The sequence below is a fragment of the Carnobacterium gallinarum DSM 4847 genome, from assembly GCF_000744375.1.
GTDB classification, from domain to species: domain Bacteria; phylum Bacillota; class Bacilli; order Lactobacillales; family Carnobacteriaceae; genus Carnobacterium; species Carnobacterium gallinarum.
Genome location: NZ_JQLU01000005.1, coordinates 1,633,602 through 1,645,957, shown reverse-complemented (window position 1 = coordinate 1,645,957; position 12,356 = coordinate 1,633,602). Strand labels below are relative to the sequence as shown.

The window sequence follows — 12,356 nt, the reverse complement described above, 5'->3', positions numbered from 1 at the left end:
TTTTCCCTCCTACGTTTATCCAGCAGTTGTAACGACTGCAGTAACTCCTGTTACTTGTTTTAATTTTGTTAATAAAATAGGACTAATTGTGCTTTCTGTATGGACTAAAAATAAAGTTTCTTGACCAATAGTCTGCAAATTAGTTAAGACTGGGGTTTCTAAAACTCTTTTCAACTCAGCCACTGTCTTCAACTCATCTTGAGTTGTTAATAAAATACTGACACGATCTTGTTCACTAGCAAGCGAGTGATGACTAACTTCGGTTAACTGAATACTTCCTCCGCCAATTGATATTGCCGTTAGATTTAATTCCGCATCCGACGTCATCAAATTCAGATTCGCTGTATTAGAGTGAGAAACCTCACTTTTACTTGTGATAAATTCAATCTTAATCCCATTTTGTTCAGCTAGCCCAATTGAATTAGGAATTCTTTCATCATGAGTATCAAAACCTAATACTCCTGCAACAATCGCTAGTGCAGTACCATGACCTTTATAAGTTTCCGCAAATGAACCATAAAAAGTAACGGTTAATTTGGTTGGCTCCTTTTTAAATAATTCATGGGCGATTTTTCCAATACGAACCGCACCTGCTGTATGGGAACTAGATGGTCCCACCATAATAGGACCGATAATATCAAACGCACTTTTATATTTTAATTCCCGTTGCATTAATTTTTAGCCTCTTTATTTACATTTACTAATAAAATTGTTAATCCACATAATAGTGAAGCACCTGCCATAAAGCTAAACGCAACAACGAATGAACCTGATGCGCTTTTAATTAAATAACCTAAAATCATTGGAGCTAAGAAACCACCTAATGTTCCACCAGTATTAATGATACCAATTGATGAGCCAATAACACTTTGATCAAAAATTTTGTGTGGCCAAGTAAAGATTGCTGTAAACGCTGAAACAGAAACCATACTGATTAGAATTAGTAATACTGTTGATAAAACCAGATTATTAGAGGCAACAAAAGCTAAAATTAAGCCTGCTGAAAGAATAGTTGCACTAACAATAAACATTTTTTCTTTGCCTAAAAATACTTTAGAGAGTAAAACACCAACAAATAAAGTTGCAAGTGTTTGAAAAATAGCATTAACTGCTAATAATAATCCTACTTTTGCAATCTCTAACCCAAATTTACTTGATAAATAACTTGGTAACCATGACATATTTCCATATAATAAGAAATTTAAAAGCAGCATAGCTAAACATAAAATTAAAACATTACGATTTGTAATAATAGCTGCAAAGCTAATTTTAGGAGCTTTTTCAGCTTGTGGATTTGTCTCTTTAACTGTATTTGGTACAAAAATTGCTACTAAGACAAATGCAATGAAGAACATACTTCCTAATGCTAGATATGCATAACGCCAATTCATCGCTACTAGGTTTGTTCCTAAAGTAAATGCTAAAATACCACCAATACCTGATGTTGATAAAATTAATGATTGAATGAAGGTTCTTCTTTCTTGTGGAAAATTATCAGCAATTGATTTTGAACAACTTGATGGGTATCCTGCATGCCCAACTCCTGCAAAAAAACGAATAAGAACAAATAACATCAAACTACTGACCACTCCAAAAGCAAATGAGAATACTGAAATTAAAAATAACGATAGCATTAAAACTTTTTTAGGTCCTATCTTATCTGCTAACCAACCACCTGGGATCTGCATTAGAGAATATCCTAAGAAAAAGAACGACATAATTAAACCCGTTTGACCTGTATCAAGATTGAAACTTTTAGCAATCGGTATAATCGCTGTTGAAATCATACTCTTATCCATGTAAATCATCGAATAGCCTGCCATTAAGGCGAATATCAATCCAAAACTACTCTTTTTCACCTGTTTTTTTTCCATTTGTACTTCCATTTTTTTCCTCCTATAATAATTAATTTTTTTGAATAGCTTGTTTCACTATCCTTCTCCTAGAAAAAGTAAACGTTTTCTTTACAACTTAAGTATAAAACTTAATGAAAAACTTCACATTTCTTATTTTGATTATTTTTATCACTGATTCTGCCATTATTTTCACGAATTTATCTGGATAGCAAAAAAAGCCATTACTTTTTTGTTCAAAGTAATGGTTTAAAGAAATAGAGCTGACATGCATTAATGGTTAGATTTGTAGTAAATTGATAACTTTCTTCAGTCACTGGTTCTTTTAATAGTTCAAATTTAGGCATAATCTTTTTTTCTAAATAGTCCAATAATTCTTGGTCTAATTCTTTATATCCACCAATTTTTAACCAATCGTTATAAATTCCGCCATTGTCTTTATCTAAGGTATAGTGGCGCACTAGATATTCTCCAGTGATTAATCCTTTTAGATGAATCGTCCAATGTTTAGTTTGATTTTGTACAAGAAAATTATTAACGGAATACAAAGGCTTTAAATAGCATGGATTGTAAACCAACAATTGAATTTCTTCTGCATTTCGCGTAATCAAGTAGCCATGTCCTGACTCTATTTTCTCTTGCCCCAACTTAGACAAAAAGAGGATTGCAAAATAAAGCGGGCGTCTTAATCCGCCATACAAAAAGACTGATAAACAATGATCTTGTCTTTTTCCTGTTAAACGTTCTTTGATTTTTATGTTGAGCCAAAAGCCTATCCCTGAAATCTCAGTTGATAATTCTAGCATTACTTCTAAAATCAAAGCTGATCTAAAAAAAGTTCCTGCTAATATATCGCCCTTCCCAACTAATGTATTCCAATCTGTCATAAAGATTTCTAATTCTGGGAAATGATATTTTTTTACAGCTTCTTGAATGACATTCAAACTATCTCGATGATAGTTTTGGAAATCTATTTTATTTTTCACTGAATTTTCCAATGTATTGGACAACACACTTGGGTCCGCTTGAAAAGTAACAAATTCTGGAAAACATTGTTTTTGTTGCAATAAATTAAAATAACTATGCAAGTTTTCAAAATCCACTTTAGACAACGAAGTAATCGTTTGAAAACCAATATGACTATTGGGTAATAACTTTTTTAAGTTTATTTGAAAAAATAAATAGGCTTCTTGCTCCAGCTCTCCTCGTCCTTTGTATTCAAAAATCCACTCAAAATACCAGTTGGCTACAAATTGGCGATTGTAACGATTTACAAAATGTTTAATTAAATCTAACTTTCCTTGACACCACTGATGCACTTCTTGAATAGTTTTCATTTCTTTTGGTAGTAGTAATTGAATCATTGGTGTTAAATCTAATTCCTTTAGAAAATCAAACCAATAATTATTCATAACATGATCTGATAAAATTCGATTTGGTGCTTCAACTTCTGTTTCTTGGAAAAATCCAGTAAATTGAATTAAATCAAATTTCAATTCCTTTTGAAGTTGTTTTAACTCTGCTTGAGCTCGATCAGTATTCCCTTCAAAGATTGGTCCAATATTAATAATCTTTTTCGTTTTTCTATAATCGGTGCGATACTCATCTGGAATTAGAAATTCATCTGTTTCTTTAATAATTGTATTGTCATCATCAATATCCTTTTCAACTAAATATTTCGCCAACTCCTGCAAAGCCTGTTCACCATTTTGTTCTGTATAAATAGACGTTTCTGTGCTTATCGCAATTGGATAATCTTGAATTTCATGCATTTTTCGATAATTCATTGGTGTTTCACCAAACTTTTTTCTAAACACTTTATGAAATATTTTAGCATTAGCAAATCCATTATTTAGCGCAATTTTAAGCACGGATTCTTTGGTAACTTTCAATTCTTCCGCAGCATGCATTAACCGAACCTGATTAACATATTCTGTAAAGGTAATTCCAAGATTCTTTTTAAATGAACGAGATAGATGGCTATAGGAAATAAACTCATCTTGTGCCAAACGTTCTAATGAAATGGATCGACTGTAATTTTTATTGATTAATTCAACAATTCGTAAGACTTTTTCATCTGTAATATTTTCCACGACTAAATCTGAAATACCTGAGACTTCTTGAAATTCTTTAACTAAATAACTTAACAATGAAAACAGATGCTGATTAACCTCAAATTCATATTCTGGATTTTCTTTAAAATAAGAAACCATCAAATGAACTAAAATCTCTCGCATTTTTTGAAATTGTTGATTTTTTTCGACTGTCGCATTCCCAATATCTGAATAACAATCAAATCGAGGATACCAATTCTTTTTTAAATACGTTTCAATTTTTTCTCTGGAAATTTGTAAATTAAGAATTAAATTACTTTCATCACTAGTCAATTGATATTCTTCACTTGGATTTACCAAGTAGATATCATCTGGTAATAAATGGATTCCCACACCATTTACTGTTAGTTGAACACTTCCTTGGATAACAAATAGAATCGTTAATCGATCGTTTTTTTGCGGTAAAATTCGTTTGACTTTTAATAAATTCATTTGAAAAGGAAATAATAGTTCGTTCTTCACAGTTGCCCCTCCTAATTATCCTGTTTTATGTAACCCCTCTTCTACTATAATTGATTCTGTCTGCAATCACAATCACTGATTATTTCTCTTCAGCTAACTTCTATACTTGATAACTTATGATTTTACTAATTCTCACAAACACTCGCAATGATCAACGAATCATATACAGCATCATAGTCAAATTATTGAAAGAATACGCGATAAAATTGACATGAGAATCCTGGGAATTTTATCTGGAGGAACTCTGTTACTAGCAGCTTTAGTCGTTCTACTTTCTCTAAGTAGTTTAATGATTGACTTAATTGCATTCTTAAGTTCATTAGGAATTGGTCGACATTTCGGCTTAATTAGCGTACCTACCCTTAGTGCAAATGTACATTTTCCAATAAAGTAAAGAGGTTCAAAGGAATACTCTTTTTTTATGAACAAAAAAAGAGATACCCTTCAGAACTTATTCTGAGTGGCACCTCTTTTAATTTGTGAGTTAATTATTCAGCTGTTGTGTCAATAGTATCGTTAATGCTATAAACATTTTCGCTTACTACACCAATACTTTTTGGTTCCATTGAACGGTATTTCGCCATTCCGGTACCTGCTGGGATAATTTTCCCGATGATAACATTTTCTTTCAGTCCTAATAATGGATCACGTTTTCCACGAATCGCTGCATCTGTTAAGACACGAGTTGTTTCTTGGAATGAAGCCGCTGATAAGAAACTATTTGTTTCAAGAGAAGCTTTAGTAATTCCTAATAAGACTGGACGACCTGTTGCTGGTACATCACCAGAAACTAACGTCTTCAAGTTTTTATCAGTAAATTCGCTAATATCCATTAATGTTCCTGGTAAGATATCGGTCGTTCCTGGATCCATTACGCGGATTTTGCGTAACATTTGACGAACCATTACCTCGATATGTTTATCGCCGATTTCTACCCCTTGCATACGGTAAACTTTTTGTACTTCACGTAGCAAGTAGTTTTCAACTGACAATACATCACGAACACGTAATAATTGTTTTGGATCGATTGAACCTTCTGTTAGAGCTGCTCCACGGTGAATAAAATCGCCTTCTGCAACTTTTAATCTAGCAGTGTAAGGAACTGGATAACTACGAGTATCCGTTGCTCCTTTGATTGTAACTTCTTTCGTACGTTCAGCAGCGTTCTCTTCAATGACAATGACTTCACCAGTAACTTCAGTGATAACTGCTTGTCCTTTAGGATTACGTGCTTCAAAAATTTCTTGAATACGAGGAAGACCTTGAGTAATATCATCTCCGGCAACCCCACCTGTATGGAAGGTACGCATTGTTAACTGAGTACCTGGCTCACCGATTGATTGAGCGGCAATTGTTCCAACTGCTTCCCCAACTTCAACTTCAGAACCTGTTGCAAGGTTACGACCATAACAATGTTTACATACACCATGTTTCGTGTTACATGTAAATACTGAACGGATTGTAACTTGTTCGATACCAGCATCAATAATTTGTTTAGCGATATCTTCAGTAATGATATTGTTTTCAGCAATGATTAATTTACCTGTTTCTGGATTGTAGACAGATTTACGGATATAACGTCCAAGTAGACGTTCTTCCAACGGCTCAATAACTTCATTACCTTCTTTAATTGCAGCAATATCTAAACCACGGTCAGTTCCACAATCTGTTTCACGAATGATAACATCTTGAGCAACGTCAACAAGACGACGAGTCAAGTAACCTGAATCGGCAGTCTTAAGGGCTGTATCGGTCATACCTTTACGAGCTCCATGGGTAGAGATAAACATTTCTAAGACAGACAGACCTTCACGGAAGTTAGAAGTAATTGGCAATTCCATGATTTGACCATTCGGTGCGGCCATAAGTCCACGCATACCAGCAAGCTGAGTAAAGTTGGAAATATTACCACGGGCTCCTGAATCGGACATCATGAAGATTGGATTTTTCGCATCTAAACTTTCCATCAGTTTGATCTGGATTGTATCTTTTGCTTTATTCCAGATAGCAATAACGCGTTCATAACGTTCTTCATCTGTAATTAAACCACGACGGAATTGTTTTGTTACATTATCAACTTGACCATGAGCATCATCTAGGATTTCTTGTTTCTCATGTAAAACAACGATATCCGCAATTCCTACTGTAATACCAGCACGAGTTGAATGTTTGTAACCTAAATCTTTCATTCTATCTAACATTTTAGAAGTTTCAGTAATATGGAATTTCTTGAAGACTTCGGCAATGATATTTCCTAAGTTTTTCTTTTTAAATGGTAAGATTAAGTCTTGCTTCTTAATATAAGCAGGAATATCTGTACCAGCTTCTACAAAATATTTATCAGGTGTAGCTGTTTCTAGATTGTAGTTTGTTGGTTCATTTAAATAAGGGAACTCTGGAGGCATGATTTCATTGAATAATAATTTACCAACAGTGGTAATTAAAATTCGTTCTCTTTGCCAATCTGAGAATGGTTTTTCAATTGGATGATTTGACTCTTTGTAAATATTATTTGTTTGAACACCAATTCTTGAATGCATATGCACGTAACCACTTTGGTAGGCTGTGACTGCTTCAGTCAAGTCTTTGAAGACCATTCCTTCACCTTCACGACCGTCTTCTTCCATAGTTAGGTAATAGTTACCTAGTACCATATCTTGAGAAGGAGTTACAACGGGTTTCCCATCTTTAGGGTTCAAGATGTTTTGTGCTGCAAGCATTAACATACGTGCTTCAGCTTGAGCTTCATCACTTAAAGGTACATGGACAGCCATTTGATCTCCATCGAAATCGGCATTATAGGCTTCACATACTAATGGGTGAAGACGAATGGCACGACCATCAACTAAGATTGGTTCAAATGCTTGGATACCAAGTCTGTGCAATGTAGGCGCTCGGTTCAATAGAACTGGATGTTCACGGATAACATCTTCTAATACATCCCAAATTGCTTCGTCTTGACGGTCAATTTTGCGTTTTGCATTTTTGATGTTGTTTGCTAGTTCACGTTCTACTAATTCTTTCATTACGAAAGGTTTGAATAGTTCGATCGCCATTTCTTTTGGTAAACCACATTGATACATTTTTAAATTTGGTCCAACTACGATAACGGAACGACCAGAATAATCGACACGTTTTCCTAGTAAGTTTTGACGGAAACGACCTTGTTTCCCTTTAAGCATGTGTGACAGTGATTTAAGTGGACGGTTACCTGGTCCAGTTACTGGACGACCACGACGACCATTGTCAATCAATGCATCAACAGCTTCTTGAAGCATACGTTTTTCATTTTGAACGATGATATTTGGTGCATTTAAATCTAATAAACGTTTCAAACGGTTATTACGGTTAATTACACGACGATATAGATCATTCAAATCACTTGTTGCAAAACGTCCACCTTCTAATTGAACCATTGGACGTAGATCTGGAGGAATAATTGGAACAACGTCCATTACCATCCAGCTTGGTTGATTTCCAGAATTACGGAAAGCCTCTAAGATATCTAAACGACGGATTGCACGTGTACGTTTTTGACCTTGAGCCGATTTCAATTCTTCTTTTAATTCGCCAACTTCTTTTTCTAATTGTACATCTTGCAATAATTGTTTAATCGCTTCTGCTCCCATTGCTGCTTGGAAGTTTTGTCCATATTGCATACGTTTTTCGCGGTATTCTCTTTCAGTCAACAATTGTTTCTTTTCTAATGGAGTTTCACCTGGTTCGATGACTACATAAGAAGCGAAATAAATGATTTCTTCTAACGCACGCGGACTCATGTCTAAAACAAGTCCCATACGGCTTGGAATTCCTTTGAAATACCAGATGTGAGAAACTGGTGCTGCTAATTCGATATGACCCATACGTTCACGACGAACTTTTGAACGTGTAACTTCAACGCCACAACGATCACAGACGATTCCTTTATAACGGATTCGTTTATACTTTCCACATGCACATTCCCAGTCTTTTGAAGGTCCAAAAATGCGTTCGCAGAACAAGCCATCTCGTTCTGGTTTAAGTGTACGGTAGTTAATGGTTTCTGGTTTTTTGACTTCTCCATAAGACCAACTACGGATCTTATCTGGCGATGCTAAACCAATTTGCATATTTTCAAAATTATTAACGTCTATCAAGGGGCCTACCTCCCTTTAATTATTAGTTGAGCTGCCCTATCTGCTCGAGTATCATTCAAGAATAACCTTTGTAGAAGAAGTAAGGTCAACGAGAATTCCCGCATTTTTACTTTTCTACAAATGTATTCCTACTTTATCTATATTAGTGAAAGCTTAGTTCTCTTCGTTTGTTAGTCTTTCTTTTTCAGCTGCTTCTGCACGGATTTTTTCTTGCTCTTCAGCATATTTGCTTAAAGCATCGATGTTCACAACATCGTCGTCATCATCTAAATCACGTAACTCGATTTCATCATCGTTAGCGTCTAATACTTTCATATCTAACCCTAAGGCTTGTAACTCTTTCACCAATACGCGGAATGATTCAGGAACCCCTGGACGAGGAATCTGCTCACCTTTAACGATTGCTTCATAAGTTTTCACACGACCAACAACATCATCTGATTTGTAAGTTAAGATTTCTTGTAGTGTATAAGCTGCCCCATACGCTTCAAGTGCCCAAACTTCCATTTCACCAAAACGTTGTCCACCAAATTGAGCTTTACCACCCAATGGTTGTTGTGTAACAAGAGAGTAAGGTCCAGTTGAACGAGCATGTAATTTATCATCAACCATGTGGGCTAATTTAATCATATACATAATTCCAACTGAAATACGGTTATCAAACGGTTCACCTGTACGTCCATCATATAAAATGGTTTTAGCATCGTTTGCCATACCAGCTTCTTGAACAGTTTCCCAAACATCTTCTTCACTTGCACCATCAAATACTGGTGTTGCAATATGAATGCCTAACTGACGAGCAGCCATTCCGATGTGTAACTCAAGAACTTGTCCAATATTCATACGAGAAGGTACTCCAAGTGGGTTTAACATGATATCAACAGGTGTGCCATCTGGCATATAAGGCATATCTTCTTCAGGCATAATGCGTGAAACTACCCCTTTATTACCATGACGTCCCGCCATTTTATCTCCTTCGTTAATCTTACGTTTTTGAACGATATAGACACGAACAAGCATGTTAACACCTGGTGATAATTCATCCCCAGCTTCACGCGTAAAGATTTTAACATCATGAACAATTCCGCCGCCACCGTGTGGTACACGAAGAGAAGTATCACGAACTTCACGAGCTTTTTCACCAAAGATTGCATGTAATAGACGTTCTTCAGCAGATAATTCAGTTACCCCTTTAGGAGTTACTTTACCAACTAATAAATCACCGTCTTTAACTTCTGCACCAATACGGATAATCCCGAATTCGTCTAAATCTTTTAATGTGTCATCCCCGACATTAGGAATTTCACGAGTAATCTCTTCAGGTCCTAATTTTGTATCACGAGCTTCTGATTCATATTCTTCAATATGGACAGATGTATAAACATCATCTTTCACTAAACGTTCGCTCATAATAATCGCATCTTCATAGTTGTAACCTTCCCAAGTCATGAAGGCAACTAAGACATTTTGTCCTAAAGCCATTTCACCGTTCTCCATTGAAGAACCATCTGCTAGAATTTCACTAGCATCAACACGGTCTCCTAAAGAAACGATTGGGCGTTGGTTGTAACATGTTCCAGCGTTTGAACGACGGAATTTAGTAATTGAATATTTATCTAATGCGCCATTCTCTTGACGAACACGAACTTCTTTCGCATCAACGTATTCAACTACACCAGGATTACGACAAATTAATGCAGCACCTGAGTCATGAGCTGAGATATATTCCATACCAGTTCCTACAAGTGGAGCTTGTGGGTGAATCAAAGGTACAGCTTGACGTTGCATGTTAGCTCCCATTAAGGCACGGTTACTATCATCGTTTTCCAAGAAAGGAATACATGATGTCGCAACAGCTACTACTTGTTTAGGAGATACATCCATGTAATCAACACGGCTAATTGGAACTTCTAAGTTTTCAGAGATAAAACGAGCCATTACGATGTCACTTTCAAAACTACCATCTTCTAATAAGACTGAGTTTGCTTGAGCTACAACATAGTGATCTTCCTCGTCAGCTGTTAAATAATCGATGTGTTTAGTAACTTTACCAGTGGCACGATCAACACGGCGATAAGGCGTTTCAATAAATCCAAATTTATTAATTTTTGCATAACTTGATAGGCTGTTAATCAGTCCGATATTCGGACCCTCAGGCGTTTCAATTGGACACATACGACCATAATGGGAATAATGTACATCACGTACTTCATAACCGGCACGGTCACGAGTAAGTCCACCAGGTCCTAAGGCAGAAAGACGACGTTTATGAGTTAACTCACCAAGTGGATTGGTTTGATCCATGAACTGTGACAATTGAGATGAACCAAAGAATTCTTTGATTGCAGCTACAACTGGACGAATGTTAATTAATTGTTGCGGTGTAACTGTTGCAACATCTTGGATTGACATACGTTCACGAACAACACGTTCCATACGTGATAAACCAATACGGAATTGATTTTGTAGTAACTCACCAACTGAACGAATACGACGATTTCCTAAGTGATCGATATCATCGACATTGCCGATTCCTTCTTGTAAGTTAAAGAAATAACTCATAGAAGCAATAATATCAGCAGATGTTACGTTCTTGATTGCCGTATCCACTTCACCATTACCAATCATGTTTACAACACGGTCTGGATCTTTTGGTGACACAACTTGAATAACTTGAACAGTAAATGGCTCTGGAACAACCCCTTCATCAGATGGGTAAAGAGTCACACTATTAATACCAGCATCGATGAACGGGCTGATTTTGTTAATCATATCGCGGTCTAATAATGTTCCATTTTCAGCAATAATTTCTCCAGTTTCAGGATCAACTAAAGTTTCTGCTAATGTTTGATTAAATAGACGTGTTTTTAAGTTTAATTTTTTATTAACTTTGTAACGACCAACATTTGCTAAATCATAGCGTTTTGGATCGAAGAAACGTGCATTAAGCAAGCTTCTTGAACTATCTGCAGTTTTAGGCTCACCTGGACGTAGACGTTCGTAAACATCTTTAAGGGCTTCTTCAACACGTGAATCGCTAGCATTTTTGTGTAAATCTTTTTCCATTGTTAAACGAAGACTTTCGTTATCACCAAAGATTTCAAGAATTTGATCGTCTGATCCAAAACCTAACGCACGAACTAAAACAGATAATGGAATTTTACGCGTACGGTCAATACGTACGTAAGAAAGATCTTTTGCATCTGTTTCAAATTCTAACCATGCGCCACGGTTAGGGATAACTGTTGAACCAAAACCTTGTTTACCGTTTTTATCAACTTTTCCATGGAAATAAACACCTGGTGATCGAACAAGTTGAGATACAATAACACGTTCCGCTCCGTTGATGATAAATGTTCCCATGTCAGTCATTAATGGGAAGTCTCCAAAGAATACTTCTTGGTCTTTAACTTCACCAGTTTCTTTATTTTGCAAACGCAATTTTACATGTAGCGGTGCTGAGTAATTTGCGTCATGACTTCTTGCTTCTTCAACAGTGTATTTTGGGCTGTACAACTGATAGTCAACAAATTCTAATGATAGATTTCCTGCGAAATCGGCGATTGGTGAGATATCTTTAAACATTTCACGTAATCCTTCATCTAAGAACCATTGGTAGGAATCTGTTTGAATTTCAATTAAGTTTGGAAGTTCTAGAACCTCGCTGATTCGTGCAAAACTTCTTCGTGTACGGTGTTTACCGTAATTTACTAAGTGGCCTGCCAACCTATTCACCCCTCAAAACATATTTACAATGCACAATAACAATCGCCAAAAGCAGTAATATTACA

General features: G+C 35.9%; 6 protein-coding genes. 1 reads left to right on the top strand and 5 read right to left on the bottom strand.

The genetic code is table 11. The features are described 5' to 3' along the window. Positions 1-15: 15 nt before the first annotated feature. The 3 genes from sdaAB to BR43_RS12355 all read right to left on the bottom strand — a co-directional run bounded on the left by sdaAB (position 16) and on the right by BR43_RS12355 (position 4,429). Entirely contained in the window at positions 16-672 is a 657-nt protein-coding gene (gene sdaAB / locus BR43_RS12365) for an L-serine ammonia-lyase, iron-sulfur-dependent subunit beta (RefSeq protein WP_034562413.1), read from the bottom strand. Next, positions 672-1,886: an MFS transporter gene (locus BR43_RS12360; protein ID WP_051933949.1), complete on the bottom strand. Its 1,215-nt coding sequence runs from the start codon at positions 1,884-1,886 to the stop codon at positions 672-674. Before BR43_RS12360 ends, sdaAB begins: the two co-directional genes overlap by 1 nt. 203 nt (positions 1,887-2,089) lie before the next feature. Next, positions 2,090-4,429, bottom strand: a complete 2,340-nt coding sequence (locus tag BR43_RS12355; protein ID WP_051933948.1) for a helix-turn-helix domain-containing protein — start codon at positions 4,427-4,429, stop codon at positions 2,090-2,092. A gap of 211 nt (positions 4,430-4,640) precedes the next feature. Between BR43_RS12355 and BR43_RS19945 the strand changes: the two genes are divergently transcribed. Next, positions 4,641-4,823, top strand: coding sequence for a hypothetical protein (locus BR43_RS19945; protein WP_157464027.1), 183 nt, complete (start codon positions 4,641-4,643; stop codon positions 4,821-4,823). Between the two features lie 94 nt (positions 4,824-4,917). On the opposite strand, the gene rpoC is transcribed toward BR43_RS19945, so the two are convergent. Both rpoC and rpoB read right to left on the bottom strand, forming a co-directional pair. Then, positions 4,918-8,565 carry a DNA-directed RNA polymerase subunit beta' gene (gene rpoC, locus BR43_RS12345; RefSeq protein WP_034562409.1) on the bottom strand — a complete coding sequence of 1,216 codons (3,648 nt, stop codon included), beginning with the start codon at positions 8,563-8,565 and terminating at the stop codon, positions 4,918-4,920. 153 nt (positions 8,566-8,718) lie between these two features. Further along, on the bottom strand, positions 8,719-12,300 hold the full coding sequence (gene rpoB, locus BR43_RS12340; RefSeq protein ID WP_157464025.1) for a DNA-directed RNA polymerase subunit beta: 3,582 nt from the start codon (positions 12,298-12,300) through the stop codon (positions 8,719-8,721). Positions 12,301-12,356: the final 56 nt, after the last annotated feature.

Excerpts from the sequence above, each read along its gene's own strand:
- BR43_RS19945 (WP_157464027.1), top strand. The coding sequence starts at position 4,641 with ATGAGAATCCTGGGAATTTTATCTGGAGGAACTCTGTTACTAGCAGCT.
- BR43_RS12360 (WP_051933949.1), bottom strand. The coding sequence starts at position 1,886 with ATGGAAGTACAAATGGAAAAAAAACAGGTGAAAAAGAGTAGTTTTGGA.
- sdaAB (WP_034562413.1), bottom strand. The coding sequence starts at position 672 with ATGCAACGGGAATTAAAATATAAAAGTGCGTTTGATATTATCGGTCCT.